The sequence below is a fragment of the Streptomyces sp. ATLC9 genome (genome assembly GCF_057196705.1).
This window is the reverse complement of sequence record NZ_JBXUOY010000030.1, coordinates 13,421-30,398: the sequence shown is the minus strand read 5'-3', so window position 1 is coordinate 30,398 and position 16,978 is coordinate 13,421. Positions and strand designations below refer to the sequence as shown.

Here is a 16,978-nt window from a genome sequence, read left to right as displayed (position 1 = left end):
CCGGCCCCCGGGCGGCCGGCGCGCCCCCGGGGCGGCCGCCCGCTCCGCCCCATCCCTTCCTTCTCCCGGGACACCGGCCGGTTCCCCGCCCGGCCGGCGCCCGTCGGCTCATCCGAGCCCGTGAAGCGCGTGCACCACCACGGCCCCGAACCGGGTGATGCGGGTACGTGCCATGTTCTGTCCTTCCGGAGCGTGTGCCTGAGGTTGTCGCAGCGACGTCGCGAACTCAGACTGCCCGACGAGATCCCGGCGAACCACCCACAACGTCTCAACCACTCGCAAGAATGACGACGTGTCGATAAACCCCCCACACAACCGCATACCCCCTTCCCACCCGTCCGCAGCAGGGCGGACACCACCGGCACACCCGTCGCACGCCCGTACGCGCCCCCGCCGCACAGCGCCCGCGCCCTCCCCGCGCGCCCTGCGCGCCCGCTGCGCCGACCGGTGACGGTCCTGTGGCGGCTGATGCTCCTCGTCGCGTCCCTCGTCGTCGCCGTCGGCCACGGCCCGGCACTGCGCCGCCTCGGCCTAGGACGCCGCCGCTTCACCGCCGACGTCATGACCTCCTCCCGCACAGCGGTCTCCGCGATCCTGAACCCCCGCCCGGCCACCCTGCCGGGCGCCCGATCGGGCACGGTCTGACGCAGGGCGACGACCGCAGCAACCGCAGTACCGGCCCGGCGACCGTCAGTTCAACGACTTCTCGGCGGTGCCTCGGCCCGGGACCTCGGTCCTCCGTTGCCGTATCTCTGGGATGCTGAGTGACGCCGGGTGTACCGGGCGAGAGGGGTGGCGTTCATGCAGTGGAAGGCCCATGGCGAACGGCAGATCTACACCAATCCGTGGGTGAACCTGTGTCTGGTCGACGTCCAGCAACCCGACGGACGCAGATGGGAGTACCACGTCGTCCGTCTCCGCCACCTGGCCGTGGCCGCAGTGGTCAACGATCACCGCGAAGTCCTCATGATGTGGCGGCACCGCTTCATCACCGACGCCTGGGCCTGGGAACTGCCCATGGGCCTTGTCGAGGAGGGGGAGACGCCGGACCAGACAGCGTCCCGCGAAGTGCTGGAGGAGACCGGCTGGCGGCCCGGTCCGATGAAGCCGCTCATCTACGCGGAGCCCGCCAACGGGATCACCGACTCACAGCATCACGTCTTCCGTGCCGATGGCGCGACCTATGTCGGGCCCCCGACCGAGGAGAACGAGTCCGACCGCATCGAGTGGATCCCGCTCGCCGATGTGAAGGGAATGATCGACCGCCGGGAGATCATCAGCAGTGGCTCCCTCGTCGGCCTCCTGTACCTGCTCATGAACGAGACGATCCGCTGACCTGCCTCGGCAGGGCCTCCCTCAGACGGGCCTCGAACGCCATGACCGCAGGTTCCCGCCGGTAGGGGGACAACTGCCCGTAGAACTCCCTCAGGTGGCCCGCTACCCGCTCGGAGGAGACCGCTGACGCGCGCTCCAGCGCTTCGGTGGCCGTGTGGCACGCCTCATCGATCCTGCCCAGGTGGAGGCGTGTACGGGCGAGCCAGAACGCGTGGAAGGCGCGGCCCCGCCGGTTGGAGCTGTCCTCCCTGCTCAGCGCGTCCGCGATCAGCGGCTCGGCGATGGCCGCCTCCCCGACCCGGCCGTGGGCGATGCCGGTGTCCACGATGAGTTTGGGTTCATCGAAGTAGGTGACCCACGCGGGGTCCGGATCGGCCGACCGAATCTGCTCGAACTGCCGGTGTGCCTCGTGGATCGCCGTGTGCGTGGCGGCCCGGCTGCCCAGCGTGGCGTGGGCGAAGGCTTCCCTCATGGAGAGCATCGACAGGACGCGCGGTGTCGTGTCGTCGGCGGTACGCGCCTGGTCCTGGGCGGCTCTCACGAGCGCCAGGGCGTCCCCCGGCTTGTCCTGGTAGGTGGCCTGAAGGCTCATGCACGCCAGGACGTTGGCCATGAACTGCCGGTCGTCGATCGCCTTGGCGAGGCGCAGTGCCTCCGCGAAGTACGTGCGGGCCTGGCTGTACTGGCGAGCGTCGAAGTACGTCCAGCCGGTAAGCCGTGCGAGCTCTGCCGCGACCCCGTACAGCTCCTGCTGGATGACCGCGGACCGGTTCCCCTTCAGGAAGCCTGTGACATAACGGAGTTGGCCGACCACGGCCGGCCTCAGGGCCTCGCCTCCGTGCTGGTCGTCCCGTCTCCAGTAGTCCTCGATCGATGCCCGGAGAGCTTGAAGGGTGGAAGGGCTCAGATCCGTCCGTGAGGCGAGGGCAAGGATGTCGTCCACATCGGCGCCCGGCAGCGCGGTGGACGTCTCCTGCTCCCGCACCGGAGCCACAGGCGGATCCCGTTCGACTGTGGTGAGGGCGGCGGGCGTCTCCCATGAGCGTCGGGCGAGTCCGAGCATGTGCCCCGGGATGCGCAGGCCGTCCGCGATGCGCTCGACGACGTCCATGTGCAGGAGTTGACGCCGCCCTGCCATGACCTCTCCGACACGGCTGGGGGTCAGATCGCACCGCCGGGCGATCATGGACGGATAGACGCCCGCACGTGTCTTCACCAGCCTGAACACCCTGGTGAAGTCACGGGCCCGGCAGGCATCGATCATCTCGGGATCGGCGAGCAGCCGTGGAGGTAGCTCCTGCGAACGGGCCGGCTCGGGCATCGGCAAGCTCCCACTGACGAGGGCTACACAACGTCGCTACATATACACCTCCCGTGAGATTACCCAAGTTGGGTAATCAGCCGGACCTTTCAGACGGTCTATCCGCATCGTGATGCTGCTGGACATGGCGAGCAGACCGGCAACGGTCACCACTGCGGAGCGGTGCAGATCGCGTCAGGCAACGCGGCTCATCCGTCCGTGACGGTTCTGTCGGCTCGTCAGTTCAGTCAAGTCGCACGCCTCGGGGAGTGACGAATTCCGATGACCATGACCACCGACGAGCCCGCCAAGGGCGACGCGCTCTACGACGAGATCCGCAGGACCGTGGGCGAGTTCCAGGACAGGGACGCCGCGTACTACCTCCTGCGCCCCGTCGGCGGGGGCCGCGAGTGGGCGGCCCTGCCCGAGGTGCTGCGCCCGGCCACGCGGGCCGAGTTGCTGAGCGCCCGTGTAAAGGCGGCGAACCGCGCCGGCCGGATGCCGTGACGCGGGCCGCCGCCTGGATGCGCTTCTGGTGCGAGCTGTCGGCGAGCGCCCCCGGCCGGCCGTCCCCGATCGTGCTGGGCCTGCACCTGGCCCCCACCCCGCGCCTGGCGGTGCGGTGGATGCGCGGGCAGGCGGAACGCGTCGCCAGGGCGCTCGACCCCGGCCCCGGCACCCCCTGGCTGCCCCCGGCCTGCCTGCGTCCCGTCCGGGCGGCGGGCGCCCCCGATCCCGGCTCGGTCATACGGGAGTGGGCGCGCGCCGAGGCGGAACGGGAGAACGCACTGGGCGTGCTGCGGGAGGGCTGGTCCTACACCGTCGCCGCCCACGACGAGACGGCCCACTACCGCCTGGCGGCCTGGCCGCTGGTGCTGCCGCCCGCCGGAGAACCGCGGGTGTACCGGCGCACCCATGCGACCGCACAGGCCGCCCCACCGACTCCGCCCCGGCCGCGTCCCGCAGGACGGCCGTGACCGGGGCGGCCGGCTCCCGTTCCCCACGGGACGGGCGCACGTACACGCAGAGACGACCCCGACGAAAGAAGGAGACCCATGAACACCGTGCAGACGCCCTGGCGGGCCGACGCGGGCAACCCGCAGGACGACAGCGACTCCGGCAACAAGCACGGCGGAGGCGGCTCGGACGAGGGCGGCAACACCAACGACGGCCAGGGCCCGGCGGACGGTCGCTGAGGTGGCCGAGGACACGACGGTGGAGGCCGGTCCCGAGCGGCTGGCCTCCACCCTCCTGGAGAAGGGCGCGCTGACCGCCGACTGGCTGCCGGCGTTCCACGCCGTGCCGCGCCACCTGTTCGTGCCCGAGATGATCTGGCCGGGGCGGGCCGGCATGAACCGGCAGGACGACCGGGTCGTCCGCTCGCAGTCCCCGCAAGCGTGGTGGGAAGCGGTCTACTCGGACGCGCCGATCACCACCCAGTGGGACGACGGGGCGTACACCGGGCCGGGGCGGGGCCGTACCCCGACCTCCTCCAGCTCGATGCCGACGATGGTGTTCTCCATGCTCGCGGACCTGGACGTACGGCCCGGCGACCGGACGCTGGAGATCGGCACGGGGACCGGATGGAACGCCGCGCTGCTGTGCCACCGGCTGGGGGACGGCCACGTCGTCACGGTCGAGGTGGACGAGGGCGTCGCCGGTCAGGCCCGCGCCCGGCTGTCCGCGGCGGGCTTCTCGCCCCGCGTCGTCGTGGGCGACGGCGCCGAGGGGTACGGAGAGGGGGCGCCCTACGAACGGATCATCGCCACCTGCTCGGTGGGACACGTCCCCGGCCGATGGCTCGGGCAGGCCCGGCCCGGTGCGGTGATCGTCGCGCCGTGGGGGCCGGTGTACGGCGGCGAGGGGATCGTCCGGCTCACGGTCCGGGACGACGGGTCGGCCTCCGGGCCGTTCACCGGCTCCTCCGCGTTCATGCGGCTGCGCGAGCAGCGCAGAAGGCTGCCCGCGACGAGCGAGTACCTCGGGGGGCGGGAGTGGCCGGCCGGGGGCGCGGAGTCCACGACAACGCTCTCCCCCGATGACGTGGGGGACTGGATCCACATGTTCGCCATCGGCTTCCAGGTGCCCGACCTCTTCTGCCGGGTCGCCGGCGGACCGGACGGCTCCTACCGGCTGTGGCTGCACGACACCGGCCTGACGAGCTGGGCCACCGCCGACCACGAGAGGGGCCGGACCGAGTTCCGGACCGTCCAGGCCGGTCCCCGCCGACTCTGGCACGAGCTGGAGTCCGCCTGGCGCTGGTGGTATCAGCAGGGGCAGCCGGACTTCGCCCGCTTCGGCCTCACGGTGGACGGCCAACGCCACACGGTCTGGCTCGACTCCCCGGACAACCCCGTCCCGGACTTCACCGGCGCGACAACCCCCTGAACCCCACCGACCCCCACCCGTCCCCCCCCCCCCCGGCGGGGCCGGGCCTCCCCAACCACACCACCGAGGAACCGAGTTGCCCGTACCACACGACATCGCGGCCGAGCGCGACCTCTGGGACGCCTACGCCAGCAGCCCCCGCAGCGACGTGGCCGACGCCGAACCCGTCTTCAACTGGACGCAGTACCAGGGGCACGGCCCGGGGACCGAAGTCCTCGGGAACCCGGCCAGTGTGCTGGAGATCGGATGCGGCACCGGCCGGGCGCTCGCCCACCTCGCCCAGCGGGGCGTCAAGGCGAAGGGCGTGGACCTCTCACCCGTCATGGTCGAGAACACCACGAAGCGGTGGGGGCCGCTGGGAGTGGAGTTCGTGTGCGCGGAGGTGCTGGAGTTCCTGGCCGACGACCGGACGACCTACGACGCGGTGTACTCGGTCTTCGGCGCCGCCTGGTTCACCGACCCCTCCCGCCTCTTCCCGCTGGTCGCCGCCCGGCTGAACCCGGGCGGCGTCTTCGCCTTCTCCCACCCGCCCGCCATCCCCGGCGCCTACGGCCCGCAGGGCATGTACAAGGGCGGCTTCGCCGGCCCGGCCAGGTTCACCTACCGCTACAGCTACAAGCCGCAGGTGTGGACGCGCTTCCTGACCCGCGCCGGCTTCCGCGACGCCGAGGCCCGCATCCTCGACGCCCCCACCCCAGGCCACATCGGCACCCTCCTCGCCACCGCCGTCAAGCCCTGACCGCCCGCTCCCGCCAGCGGAGGAGCGCCCTACGGTGGGGCACCGGAGACCAACCCGATCCGCGACCACCGCACGGGCCGACCCCTCTCTGGCCGCTCTCCCGACTGTCGGTCCCTGGTGCTAGAACACGCGCATGACGTACAGATTCATGGCGCGGGTCGCCTGCGGACTGGATGACCCCAACGAGGACGACTGCATGATGGCGGGCGTGGCCGAGTCGGACGACGAGGACGCGTTCTCCCTGCTGTTCATGTGCGACTTCGACGAGCCCGGCCCGCAGGAAGTGTCCCTGGGCATGGACACGCATTGCCTCGTCACGCCCGACCAGGGCACCGCCTACGGCTGTGTACGCGAAGTGGAACTGAGCGGCGATGTGCTGCGGGTGACCTTGGACCCCGCGTCCTTGGACGACCTCGGCCTGACCGACCCCGTCATCGAGGCCCAGCTCCGTGCACCGGCAGCGAACGTGGCGCGCATGCGCGAAGTGCTGCCGCGCATCCTGGCGTACGGACGCCCAGATACCCGCCCAAGCCTGATCACGATGTAGCGAGCACAGCACCGCAATCGGCTGACCACCGCCTTACAAGTTCGACTACACCTCGTCGCCAACAGCCGGATGCGCCCTCGCGCCCACTCCCTGGCCCGCTGCCATCCTCGCTCCCCATACCGACGCCCAGCCATGTTGATGTCGTCTGGTGATGTCACCCGAGTTGGTACTACGAACCCACTTTCTTGAGGTCTCGAAGTACGCAAGGAAGGCATCAGAGCCCTCCACTCGTCGCCCAACGTGAGCCGCAGTACGGGAACAGAAGCGCCTACACCGAAAAACATTAACCTCAATCATTCACTATTCACCTAAAAATACATTAAACTACTCCACGGCAGACTACCTAGTCATACCTTTCAATAGACAACAAAATAACCCATAGGGATCATTGTGAACATCTGTGATTCCTGGCGCGTTGACTCGCATGGCGTGCTACTTCTTAACTCCAAGCAACTTCCCCTTGGAGGCCAAGATGCTCCTCAAAGATCTCTGCACAAGACTGAACAAACTTGTTGACTGGTGCGGCATTCAAAGCGCTGAATATGGAGTCCGAGAAAAGCGAGACAAGAACCCTGACTACGAAATTCCAGAAGTTCGCGAAGTTGAAAGTTGCGCGCCCCTCACACCCTCAGTGCTGCTTATTACTGCACCGGCATCCGTTGGTAAAAGCACTGCTGCTGAGTTCATGAGCAATATTTTGCACGCCCCCATCTTGGACCTTTCCAAGCTCCACGTTGGTGATGGAACCCTAGAAGGAGCGCTAGCTAAATCCCTAGGAATCCAGAAGAATGCAGAATTCTTCGTGGCGCTATCTCAAGGTTTTGCAACTCTCATCATCGATGCTCTCGATGAAGCGGAAGTTCGATCTGGGCAGGCTAATTTTCGCGCATTTATCCGCGGGGTCGCCGACACCGCCTCACAGATCACAAACGGTCCTGCGATCGTGATGCTTTCACGGGCCGAAAGTGCACGGTCACTCCAGGATATCTTTGACGAGAGGTCCTTGCCGTACTCACATTTCGAAATCCAGTCTTTCGGCAAAGCGCAGGCCGAAAGTTACCTTGACCGTCGCCTGTGCGGTGTGTACGAAAAGAAGGGCAAGGAAGCACTTCACCGCAAGCACACTCAGCCCTTTGAAAGGGTACGCGACAGGCTCTTTCATGTGCTCGCATCGGCAATAACCCAAGAAAGCAGTAACGCCCTCTGGGATGATTTGAATGTACGTGACTTTATTGGATATGCACCCGTACTCGACGTAATAGCAGAATACCTTGCAGTGGACAATTTTGCCACATTGGGTAAATCCATTGAGGGAAACCGTGTCGGGAAATTTACCCACTGGGATCTGATAGCCAACGTAATTGACCGGTTGCTTCTGCGGGAGCAGAGAAAGTTCGTACAGCAATTTAAAGAAACTGAGGCCTTTCGCCGTCATGGAAAGGGCCGATTCGAATCTATTCTGTACTCCCCCGAGGAGCAGTGCGCCAGACTCCTTGGTTACGTAGAGAACCTCCTTGTGGACCATGATATCCCGGCCGCCCTTCCGGAAGAAGTCCGGGAACCCTATGAGGTTGCGGTAGGAACACAATTGGCAAACCATCCGTTCCTTCGGAACGACGGATGGTTCAATGTAATCTTCCGCGATTATGTAACGTCGCGTTCTTTGAGTAGCCCGCTCGTCTCAGAAAAAGCGTCCCAGGGAATCCGCAAGAACATCCTGTCTTCCGACTGGAAGCACTCGCCGATGTTTGGTTTCTTTTCATATAGCCTCGGAAAATCGAGTGTGGGCGACTCCTCGTCCTGCCACTCTGAAGAGATTGGCGCTCTTTACGAGTCCTTCAAGTCAATGTGCGAGGCAGAAGATGAACTTTCCGTTACAGTGGGGAGAATCGGAAATCGCCTGATTTCAGGATTCGCCATTTCCCGCGCTGCAGGGAAAGAAATGGTAGGGCCTCTGCACTTCATCTCGCACGAAGGAACGGTCAGTGTCTCCTTCCCCCGCGAGCTGAGTAATACAAGTATCTGGGAGGTCCCGGATGTGATACTTGGCGGTGATCACAGATCCTTCAAGTTCGGTCCCGGGGTTTACATCTCGTGCGGCGATCTCTTGCTCTCTTCGAGCGAAGTCCAGGTTTACCCAGGGAAAGAGGAAATTCCTGTTCTGATTTCCACCGGGGCCCTAACGAGCGATAATCTGAAAGTTCAGGCGGAGACTTCTCAGCTGATTGTCTTCTGCGAAGAAGAGCTACCCTTCCCGTGGTCCAGGTATCAAAAGAATGCCAATTTTGGCAACATGGCCTCAGAGGCTCGCGAAGCTTCAGCTCTTTATTTGGAGCTTCGTAGGATTGTGTTGCGCTTCAAGGACGCCAAACGAGGCGAAGCAGCCGTTTACCAGCCAATGATGGATAACCTTGTAATTGGGACGAACAAGCGAGCGCGCACAGCTCTGAACTTCCTGCAAGAGATCGGTTGTGTGAAGATTGCCAAGAGTATGTACCTCTTGGACTTCACTGAATTCTCAAAACTCGGAATATCCCGTCAGCAATTGCGCGACTTGGAGGCAAGTAAAGCATCCGCTCAGATATCTTCTCGGCTTCTTGATTTTTCCAAAAAATCCGGGATAAACTAAAATAGGGAGCGGTGCGGTAGGTCAGAAAAAGGGGGTAGCGGTAACGGGTCAGCAGAGCGGGTTTGGGTCATGCTCGGGCAGGGCAGGGCATGACCCTGGGGTTGTACGCTGGATGGCGACTCGGGCAGGCTTTGGATCTGCCCGCAATGTGTCCGAGTGGCTCCTGGGCTTTCCCGACGCAGGCTCGGACCGGGTAGCTGCGTACGGCCCCTAGCCACAAAGGCACCTGGTCAGCACCCGGTGCTTGCCGCTGGCGCGCGGCCGGTGGACGCCGGGGCGGAGCGGGACAAAGACAGGAACGTCGGCCCGGCGGGAAGCCGGACCGCACGCGGTGAGCGGCAGCGAGCCGCACTTGACACTTCGGTCCCAGCCAATGGTTGACAGTGGCCGTGCTTGACTTTTCTGTGCGTGTCGTTGCGGCGTGTGGCAGGAGGCTGGGGCCTGGTGTGTCGCCGAGGTGATCTCTCAGGCGCGCAGGACGGAGGGAGCCAGCGTCCTTGTGCGGTCGTGGAGGTCGCGGGCGTGCCGGTTGCGGAGGTGGGGGCGGATCAGGGTGAACATGGTGCGGATGCGGTCGTCCACTCGTCCGCTCTGGACGTGCGGGTATTCGTCCAGAGCGGAGTGCCAGGTTGCGGAGGCCTCTTCGAGGTGGCCGATTCGCATCTGCCGTTCGGCAGCGGTTGCCAGGTGCAGCACTCGGGTCCTGCGGTACACCGGCTCCCGGAGTCGGTTGGCCTCGGCCATCGCCTTGACCGCCCCGCTGGTGTCTCCGAGTTCGTGCCGTACCTGGCTCGTGTGGTACGCGAGCGCGGCGGGGTCGTAGGAGCCGAAGGTCTTCGCTCGTGACTCAGCCTTCTCCATTGCCACTTCCGCGTCGCGGAGGTGGGCCAGGGCGGTGCGGTGGTCGCCGGTCTGGGCGGCGGCGTGGGCCTGCTGGCCGGCGAGGAAGGCGCGCATGCGCGGTCCGGCCTGCGGGGAGGCGGCGGCTGCGGCATCGGCCAGGCGCAGGGCTTCCGGCCCGTGGCCCAGGTCGACGGCCTGGACGCTCATGCCGCGCAGCGTGGTGCAGTACGTCAGGTGGTCCTCGGCCGCGCCGGCCAGCTCCAGGGCCTTGAGGTAGTACTGCTGCGCCAGCCCTTGCAGGCCCTCGTCCACCGCCATGTAGCCGGTGAGGTAGCACAGGTCGGAGGCGGCCGAGAGCATGTCCTTGCGCACGGGCTCGGGGGCGTCGGCGCGCAGGTAGGCCGCCACGGTGTTGACGATGAACGAGGCGGCCATCGGGCGGGCGTGACGGCCGCCGAACTGGTCGTCCAGTTCGCTGATGCGCTCGGTCATGGCGACCACCATGTCCACCTCCGGCCGCCCGATGCGCACAGTGCGGCCGGCCCGTACCGCCTCCATCCGGCCCACCACGTCCTGCCAGCCGGGGACGGTCAGCGCCACGGAGAACAGGCCGACGCCCAGCACGCTCCTGCGGGATGGGTCCATGTCGCTCCTCCCGAGGTTCATCAGTCCTTCCACGGTATCCGCGCCACAGCTCGCCTCCTCGACCTCCAGACCGATCTCGGCCAGCGTCACCGGCCTGCGCAGCCGACGGGAGAGGGCCTCACGGATGAAGGGACGTACGGCCTTGCGCGGCCGGGTGCCGCTCAGCCAGTGGCTCACCGCGGACTCGTCGTACCGCAGCGGCACCCCGGCCTCCGCCCCGACGCGGTTGACCGCCAGGGCGAGCTGGGACTGCGACCACTGACTCTCGGTCAGGACGCGCCGCAGACCCTCGTTCGGTGTTCTCGTCGCCATACGTGCCCCCAGATCAGCCGACTTTCAAGGACCTCAAGTCCTGCCGCCCTTCTCACAGTACCGCGCAGGGTAATCAACTGATTACGCAAACGGTGTGATTGGTTGGCAGGCAGGAGCCGACACCCGCTGAGAAAACGTCTTCTGCGGCCCTGCGGCGGTGGGGGCCTCGTCGTGCGCGGATGCGGTTGGCGCTGCCCTTGCCCCGCGTCCACGCGGTCTTTCATGGGTTTCACGCGCCGCCGCTCCGCCCGCGGTACCGCCCGGGGTAATCACGCGGTTACGTGTCCGTGAGTACGGGACCGAGCGTCAGGAAGGGCGTACATGGGCGGGAACGCCTTCTCACAAGGAGTCGGGGAGCAGGCCGGGGAGGGGCGTGCGCGCTCTGCGGATGGGCGCGGGGATTACGGGGTGCGCCCGGCGGGGGCGGAGGAAGCTTCGGTGGAGCCCGCCGCCGCGCCCGCGCGACCGCGTACCGGCCGGCTGAGCACGGTCCCCTACATCGCCTCGTGGAGCCGGGAGCGGATGCGCCGCCCACCCTTGGTGCGGCGGGTGGGGGCGGGCGGCGAGGGGATCGGTTTCGCCGGGGAGGGCGCGTACGACCGGGACTGGCGCGGGGTGCTGTGGACCAGGCAGACCCTCGCGCGGGGCAAGGGGCACCCCCGCTACCACACGGTGCACACGCTGCGGCAGCGAAGGGCCATGCGGTACATGCTCTGCCAGGTGTGCGGCGGGCCCACCGCGGAGGACGGCCCGCGCCTCTTCGTGCTGCGGGACGTCGGCCGCCCGGTGGAGGAGGGCGAGCGGACCACGGCGCCGCCCGTGTGCGTGCCCTGCGCCCGGATCTCCGTACGGGAGTGCCCGCGGCTGCGGGAGGGGCACGTCGCCGCGCTGGTGGACCGGCCGTACGCCTGGGGCGTGGCCGGGATCGTCCACCACCCGGCCACGCTGGAGCCCCTCGACACCGCCCTGCGGGAGGTGTCCTACGAGGACCTCGCGGTCCGGTGGACCCTGGCCCATCGGCTGGTCATGACGCTGCACGACTGCACCCCGGTGGACCTGGACGCCCTCGCTCCGTGAGCCGGCCGCCACGGCATCGCCCGGCCGCTACACGTGCTGGTCGGCGTCGGGAACGCGGGGCTCCGAGGAGCGCGGGTCCTCGGTCTTCCGGGGGGCCGGGGCCGGGGCCTCGCGGGCGTCGGGGATGACCGTGTTGACGGTGGAGGACCACCGTTCGTACCAGACGCCCCCGTCCCGGCGCAGCAGGGCCGCCAGCGCCGGGCCGCCCCAGACGAGGGCACCCGCGAGCAGGGCGAGGTGCGGGAGCAGTCGGCCGACGAGTTCGGGGAGGTCGAGCGACCCGGTGCGGTAGGCCAGGGCGGCCCAGGCCAGGGCGAGGGGACAGTAGACGATCCAGGCGCGCAGGGTGAGCCGCAGCGGATTCGTCCGGGCGCCGTCGGGCCGGGTGAGGCGCAGGAGTACGGCCCGCTTGCCGGGGGTGGCCGCGAAGACGGCCGGCAGCAGCCAGAACCAGACCAGCCCGAGGGCGGCGCCGATCCACAGCGCGTGGTGCCGGCCGGTGTACCAGGAGGTGACGACGGCGAGCAGACCGGTGACCAGTGTCCAGACGATGAGCCAGCCGGCCAGGTCGGTGAGGAAGGCGTGGAGCCGCCGGGTGAGGGTGACGCGCCATGCGTAGCGGCGGCGTTCACGGTCCGGGTCGTTGACGGGGAGCAGGCGGACGAGAGGGGCCGCGGCGATCCACCCCAGGCACGCGCCGGCGGTGTTGAGCATGAGGTCGTCCACGTTGAACTGCCGGTAGGGGCAGTCGTAGACGAACCACAGACCGGTGTACTGGGTGGTTTCGAAGAACAGGGAGGTGGCGAAAGCCGTGAACGTCGCACGGATCAGCCGTTGCCGGAGGTAGTAGCGGAGGTAGACGCCCAGCGGCAGGAGCAGGACCGTGTTGAGCAGGGCGGTCCACGCGGGGGCGAGACCCGCCAGCGTGCCGGGTGACCAGGCGCCGCCGCCTGCCGAGGAGATGGCGGCCCGGAAGGCGAAGGGCTCCAGTTGCGGTTCCGTGGCGTAGTGGACGGTGGTGCAGTGCTCGCCCGTGTCGGCGGGCAGCGGCATCACCGTCTGCAGCAGCGCGGCGAGCAGGTAGAAGACGAAGCTGTAGAACACCAGGACCGGCCAGCCCCCCGCCCGGCCGCGCCTGCGGTATCCGCGGACGGCGGCCGGCACCAGGAACACCGCGGTGACCAGTGGGAACAGGGTGACCGCGGCCTCGACGGGCAACAGGTAGGTGCGGAACACGGAGTGCTCTTTCTGCGGCTGACGGGCGATCCGCTCCGCCGCGGACCGCGGGAAGCGGGCGGCACGGCGGACCGGCCGACCCGTTCGGGTCGGCCGGTCCGGAGGAATCGATGCGCGTGCCGGGCATCAGAGTAGGGCCCGCGCCGGCCGTCGGTACGCACAACCACCGCAACGCGCGCACCGAGCGACCCGCGGGACGGCCGGCGGGCCGCCCCCGGCCGACAGGGGCCGCACCGGCGCCGGGCCCACCCGGAGAGAAGGGGGCGCCCGGCGGCAGCCGGGCGCCCCCGTGTCACAGCGCGAGCATGACCCGTACCGGAAGGCGGGCGTCCGCCAGTGGACGCAGTGCCAGCCGGATCAGTGCCAGCGCGTTGTCGTCCCCCGCGATGCGGTTGGCGCTGAGCTCACCGCACGTCAGGCAGTGGTGGATGAGCGTCCACTCCCCGTCCTGCCGCACCGACAGGCTCAGCGCCGTCATGCGTCCGCCGCACCCCGCCGCCCGGTCGCCCGGTATCCGCCGGTCGACGTGGAGGCTGACCAGGCAGGACGGGCAGTGATTGCGATGAGCGGTGCCCGGTGCGGCGAGCGGCACGTCGAGCCGGCAGCCCACGCAGCGGAAGGCGTCACCGCGTGCGCCGGCCGGTCCGTGGATCACGTCCTTGGGCCGCTGAGGCCGGCCCCTCCCCGTTCGCCGGGGTCCGCGCCGCGTCACGATCGCCTCCCGCGCCGTTCCGGCCGCGGCAGTCGGGCCCGGCTCACAGGTCACCGAACGCTTCGAGCGGGAAGGGCGGCTGCGCCAGAGGACGCACGGCCATCCGCATCAGGATCAGCTGGTTGTCGTCCCCGCGGACCGGGTTCGAGGTCAGCTCGTCGCAGCGGACGCAGCGGTGGATGACCATCCAGTCGCCGGTGCGCAGCACCGCGATGGAGACGGGGGTCATCCGGCCCTCGCAGTCCGAGGGCCCACCCTCGACGTGGTCGACGAGGTGCCGGGAGTGCAGGCAGCTCGGGCAGTGATCGCGCCGACCGCCGTCCGGCGCGAACGTGGCGACGGTCAGTCCGCAGCGGACGCAGGCGAAGGTGTCGATCGAGGACATGGCTGAGCGGTGCTGGGGGTTGTCGTGTGACACCCGGATACTCCTTGCCGAAGATGGAGAACGAAGCAGCAGGGATTTACCGAGCACCCCTCGAGTCCGGGGCGGGGGCCTCAGCGGCCGGTCACGAGCGGCCACATGCGGTCAGGCCCGGTCGCCCCGGCGCTGTTGGCGCGACGAGGGGAGCTCGGAATCACTGACCGGGGCATACATCAACCGCTTTCCAGGGCACACGCTTCAGAGGTCGCCTGCGGTCGGCACCGCGGCGGAGACGGAAAGCACCGTAGCAACGGGGCCGGGAACCGGGCCACCGGATTATCGGGCCGTAACGGTCGGGGCGCCGGCTCGGCGGCAGGGCGCGGCCGGGGCGTCCGGCGTCTCGAAGCGGATCGGACCCGTGAGACGGGGCGGACGCGTGGAAGCCGGAGTGGAGTGATGGGCTCAGGCGGGGGCCTTGTCGAGCACCAGCACGATGTGCTCGTGCTCGCCGTACCGGACCGTCTCCGTGCGCCGGAAACCGTGCTTCTCCAGCAGCCGCACCGAGCCGGTGTTCCCGGCGAAGGGATCGGCGTACAGGGGACGGGCCTTCTCCCGCTCCAGGAACAGCTCCAGTGCCCGCGTGCCGACGCCCCGGCCCCGGTACCGCCTGCCGAGCCAGTACCCGATGAAGCGCCGCCCCTCGTCCCACCAGGCCACCACGTTGCCCGCCAGTTCCCCGTCGACGGTGACGGCCTGCGCGAGGACGGTGGGATCGCCGAGGACCCTCGTTCTCCAGTGGGTCATGAAGGCCTCCCGCTCCCGGGGCGGGAAGTTCGCCCGCCGCACGGCCTCGGGATCGTGCTCCTGCGTGAGGAACTCCTCCAGATCGGCCGGTTCGACGTCTCTCAAGCGCACCTGACCACTCATGCCGACGAGTCTGCCGCCGGCCACTGACACTCTCGGAACGCCAACGGCCCCCGACCGGGTGGGCCGGTCGGGGGCCGCTGTGAGGTGCGGAGGCTGTGGGATTTGAACCCACGGTGACATCGCTGCCACGACGGTTTTCAAGACCGTTCCCTTAGGCCGCTCGGGCAAGCCTCCCCACGCCGCGCCGTGCGGTACGGCATGGGGGACAGCCTAGCCGGTTCGTCAGTCGCCCTCGCGGGAACCCAGGGTCAGTTCGGCCTTGTTCTGCTCGCCGCCCCGCATGTAGGTGACCGAGATCTTCTCGCCGGGCTCGTGGGACCAGATCTCGCTGATCAGGGTGGGACCGCTGTCGATCGGGACGCCGTCGAGCCTGGTGATCACGTCGCCCGGCTTCAGGCCCGCCTTGTCGGCCGGGCCGCCCGGGGTGACGGGCTCGCTGCCGTCGTCGGTGTTCTCGATGATGCGGGCGCCGTTGCCCTGGGCGCGGAGGTCGACCTGGACGCCGATGACCGGGTAGACGGGCTCGCCGGTCTCGATCAGGGCCCTGCCCACGCGCTGGGCCTGGTTGATCGGGATGGCGAAGCCGAGTCCGATGCTGCCGGGCGAGCCCTGGCCGAGGCCGCCGCCGGCCGACTGGATGGCGGAGTTGATGCCGATGACCGCGCCCTTGGCGTTGAGCAGGGGGCCGCCGGAGTTGCCGGGGTTGATGGAGGCGTCGGTCTGGAGGGCGCTCATGTAGGAGGCCTTGGAGCCCTGGCCGTCGCTGGAGGCGACGGGACGGTTCTTGGCGCTGACGATGCCGGTGGTGACCGTGCCGGACAGGCCGTACGGGGCGCCGATGGCGATGGTGGCGTCGCCGACCTGGACCTTGTCGGAGTTGCCGAGCGGCAGCGGGGTGAGCTCGGCGTCGCCGGCGTTCTTCAGTTTGATGACCGCCACGTCGTAGCCCTGGGCCAGGCCGACGACCTCGGCGTCGTACTCGCGGCCGTCGGAGAAGGTGGCGGTCAGCTCGCCGCCGTCGGCCGCACTGGCCACCACGTGGTTGTTGGTCATGATGTGGCCCTGCTGGTCGTAGACGAAGCCGGTGCCGGTGCCGCTCTCACCGCCGCCCTCGGCCTGGATCGTCACGACGCTGGGCAGGGCCTTGGCCGCGATGCCGGCGACGGAGTCGGGGGCACGGTCGACCTGTTCGAGGCTGTCGCCGGCGGAGATGGTCGTCGAGCCGCGGTCGGTGCGGTCGGCGGCCCAGAAGCCGACGCCCGTGCCGACGCCGCCCGCGAGGAGGGACGCCGCCGCGACGGCGGCGATCAGGGCGCCGAAGCGGCGCTTCTTCTTCCGGCCCTCCGGGGCCGGCGGGGAGGCGAGCGGCGCGCCCCAGGGGGAGGCCGGACCGCCGCCGGGGGCTCCCGGGGCGGGCGGCGGGGCGCCGTAACCGTCGTAGCCGCCGCCCGGCGCGCCCCACTGCCCGGCGGAGGAGTGGGGGGCGGGGGAGGCGTACGCGGCGGGGGGCCGCTGCTGTGCGGCGGAGGGGTCCTGCGGGGTGTGATGGCCGGGCGGGGACGGCGGGGGCTGCGGAGCCGGGTGGGCCTGCGCGTGGCTCTGGGGGGCGGGACCGGTGGCGGCCCCCTGCTCGGCGGGGGGCTGGGACGACGGCTCGGGGTCCTCCGGGTCGATCTTCCGCAGCAGGGTCGTCGGCTCGTCCCTCGGCGCCGCCTCCGGGGCGGGGGCGGGCGCGGGGGCCTGGAGGTCGTAGTCCTCCGGCGGGTTGTCGGTCGGTGTCCTGGGCGCGGCGGCGTCGTTCGCGGCGGACCGGTCGGCCGGCGGGTGCGGCACGGGGGCGTCGGCCGCGTGCTCGCCGGCGGCGCCCTCGTTCTCGGTGCTCACAGCTCTCTCCTCAGGTACACGACAGTCGCACGCCTCCCCCGAG

General features: G+C 68.9%; 17 protein-coding genes and 1 tRNA gene. 10 read left to right on the top strand and 8 right to left on the bottom strand.

From position 1 onward, the window contains the following. Positions 1–447 precede the first annotated feature (447 nt). The gene (locus AC2CJA_RS05710; RefSeq protein ID WP_484601555.1) at positions 448–645 is read left to right on the top strand and encodes a hypothetical protein; all 198 of its coding nucleotides are present in this window, start codon (positions 448–450) and stop codon (positions 643–645) included. A 156-nt stretch (positions 646–801) separates the two neighbouring features. Beyond that, positions 802–1,335, top strand: a complete 534-nt coding sequence (locus AC2CJA_RS05705; RefSeq protein ID WP_484601554.1) for an NUDIX hydrolase — start codon at positions 802–804, stop codon at positions 1,333–1,335. Here AC2CJA_RS05705 and AC2CJA_RS05700 read toward each other — a convergent pair. Continuing rightward, positions 1,313–2,656, bottom strand: a complete 1,344-nt coding sequence (locus AC2CJA_RS05700; RefSeq protein WP_484601553.1) for a helix-turn-helix domain-containing protein — start codon at positions 2,654–2,656, stop codon at positions 1,313–1,315. The two genes, AC2CJA_RS05705 and AC2CJA_RS05700, sit on opposite strands and share 23 nt — an antisense overlap. Before the next feature lie 261 nt (positions 2,657–2,917). Here AC2CJA_RS05700 and AC2CJA_RS05695 point away from each other — a divergent pair, with 261 nt between their 5' ends. The 7 genes from AC2CJA_RS05695 (at position 2,918) to AC2CJA_RS05665 (ending at position 8,938) form a co-directional block, all read left to right on the top strand. Further along, the gene (locus AC2CJA_RS05695) at positions 2,918–3,142 is read left to right on the top strand and encodes a hypothetical protein (protein WP_484601552.1); all 225 of its coding nucleotides are present in this window, start codon (positions 2,918–2,920) and stop codon (positions 3,140–3,142) included. Further along, positions 3,139–3,612 carry a hypothetical protein gene (locus AC2CJA_RS05690; protein WP_484601551.1) on the top strand — a complete coding sequence of 158 codons (474 nt, stop codon included), beginning with the start codon at positions 3,139–3,141 and terminating at the stop codon, positions 3,610–3,612. The genes AC2CJA_RS05695 and AC2CJA_RS05690 overlap by 4 nt, the downstream gene beginning before the upstream one ends. Positions 3,613–3,690: 78 nt before the next feature. Then, positions 3,691–3,831, top strand: coding sequence for a hypothetical protein (locus AC2CJA_RS05685; RefSeq protein ID WP_241715706.1), 141 nt, complete (start codon positions 3,691–3,693; stop codon positions 3,829–3,831). A 1-nt stretch (position 3,832) separates the two neighbouring features. Further along, on the top strand, positions 3,833–5,023 hold the full coding sequence (locus AC2CJA_RS05680) for a methyltransferase domain-containing protein (RefSeq protein ID WP_484601550.1): 1,191 nt from the start codon (positions 3,833–3,835) through the stop codon (positions 5,021–5,023). Positions 5,024–5,099: 76 nt separating this feature from the next. Beyond that, positions 5,100–5,762, top strand: coding sequence for a class I SAM-dependent methyltransferase (locus AC2CJA_RS05675; protein ID WP_484601549.1), 663 nt, complete (start codon positions 5,100–5,102; stop codon positions 5,760–5,762). 133 nt (positions 5,763–5,895) lie between these two features. After that, the gene (locus AC2CJA_RS05670; protein WP_484601548.1) at positions 5,896–6,309 is read left to right on the top strand and encodes an Imm10 family immunity protein; all 414 of its coding nucleotides are present in this window, start codon (positions 5,896–5,898) and stop codon (positions 6,307–6,309) included. A 460-nt stretch (positions 6,310–6,769) separates the two neighbouring features. Beyond that, on the top strand, positions 6,770–8,938 hold the full coding sequence (locus tag AC2CJA_RS05665) for a hypothetical protein (RefSeq protein WP_484601547.1): 2,169 nt from the start codon (positions 6,770–6,772) through the stop codon (positions 8,936–8,938). 465 nt (positions 8,939–9,403) lie between these two features. On the opposite strand, the gene AC2CJA_RS05660 is transcribed toward AC2CJA_RS05665, so the two are convergent. Continuing rightward, positions 9,404–10,738, bottom strand: coding sequence for an NsdA family TPR-like regulatory protein (locus AC2CJA_RS05660; protein ID WP_484601546.1), 1,335 nt, complete (start codon positions 10,736–10,738; stop codon positions 9,404–9,406). 438 nt (positions 10,739–11,176) lie between these two features. Here AC2CJA_RS05660 and AC2CJA_RS05655 point away from each other — a divergent pair, with 438 nt between their 5' ends. Further along, positions 11,177–11,815 (top strand): hypothetical protein, encoded by a 639-nt coding sequence (locus AC2CJA_RS05655; protein WP_484601545.1) that lies wholly within the window; start codon positions 11,177–11,179, stop codon positions 11,813–11,815. 27 nt (positions 11,816–11,842) lie between these two features. On the opposite strand, the gene AC2CJA_RS05650 is transcribed toward AC2CJA_RS05655, so the two are convergent. The 6 genes from AC2CJA_RS05650 to AC2CJA_RS05625 form a co-directional block, all read right to left on the bottom strand. Beyond that, on the bottom strand, positions 11,843–13,051 hold the full coding sequence (locus tag AC2CJA_RS05650; protein WP_484601544.1) for a VanZ family protein: 1,209 nt from the start codon (positions 13,049–13,051) through the stop codon (positions 11,843–11,845). A gap of 292 nt (positions 13,052–13,343) precedes the next feature. Beyond that, a complete protein-coding gene (locus AC2CJA_RS05645) occupies positions 13,344–13,763 on the bottom strand; it encodes an RNHCP domain-containing protein (RefSeq protein ID WP_484601543.1) in 420 nt (139 codons plus the stop codon). A 43-nt stretch (positions 13,764–13,806) separates the two neighbouring features. Continuing rightward, on the bottom strand, positions 13,807–14,148 hold the full coding sequence (locus AC2CJA_RS05640) for an RNHCP domain-containing protein (RefSeq protein ID WP_484601556.1): 342 nt from the start codon (positions 14,146–14,148) through the stop codon (positions 13,807–13,809). 438 nt (positions 14,149–14,586) lie between these two features. Further along, positions 14,587–15,051 carry a GNAT family N-acetyltransferase gene (locus AC2CJA_RS05635; protein ID WP_484601542.1) on the bottom strand — a complete coding sequence of 155 codons (465 nt, stop codon included), beginning with the start codon at positions 15,049–15,051 and terminating at the stop codon, positions 14,587–14,589. Between the two features lie 87 nt (positions 15,052–15,138). Then, positions 15,139–15,225: transfer RNA gene (locus tag AC2CJA_RS05630), tRNA-Ser, on the bottom strand. A 48-nt stretch (positions 15,226–15,273) separates the two neighbouring features. Next, on the bottom strand, positions 15,274–16,935 hold the full coding sequence (locus tag AC2CJA_RS05625; RefSeq protein WP_484601541.1) for a S1C family serine protease: 1,662 nt from the start codon (positions 16,933–16,935) through the stop codon (positions 15,274–15,276). Positions 16,936–16,978 lie beyond the last annotated feature (43 nt).

What these genes read in the sequence shown, in the direction of transcription:
- AC2CJA_RS05705 (WP_484601554.1), top strand. Translation starts at nt 802, where the DNA reads ATGCAGTGGAAGGCCCATGGCGAACGGCAGATCTACACCAATCCGTGG.
- AC2CJA_RS05695 (WP_484601552.1), top strand. Translation starts at nt 2,918, where the DNA reads ATGACCATGACCACCGACGAGCCCGCCAAGGGCGACGCGCTCTACGAC.
- AC2CJA_RS05640 (WP_484601556.1), bottom strand. Translation starts at nt 14,148, where the DNA reads ATGTCCTCGATCGACACCTTCGCCTGCGTCCGCTGCGGACTGACCGTC.
- AC2CJA_RS05670 (WP_484601548.1), top strand. Translation starts at nt 5,896, where the DNA reads ATGACGTACAGATTCATGGCGCGGGTCGCCTGCGGACTGGATGACCCC.
- AC2CJA_RS05685 (WP_241715706.1), top strand. Translation starts at nt 3,691, where the DNA reads ATGAACACCGTGCAGACGCCCTGGCGGGCCGACGCGGGCAACCCGCAG.
- AC2CJA_RS05635 (WP_484601542.1), bottom strand. Translation starts at nt 15,051, where the DNA reads ATGAGTGGTCAGGTGCGCTTGAGAGACGTCGAACCGGCCGATCTGGAG.
- AC2CJA_RS05700 (WP_484601553.1), bottom strand. Translation starts at nt 2,656, where the DNA reads ATGCCCGAGCCGGCCCGTTCGCAGGAGCTACCTCCACGGCTGCTCGCC.
- AC2CJA_RS05660 (WP_484601546.1), bottom strand. Translation starts at nt 10,738, where the DNA reads ATGGCGACGAGAACACCGAACGAGGGTCTGCGGCGCGTCCTGACCGAG.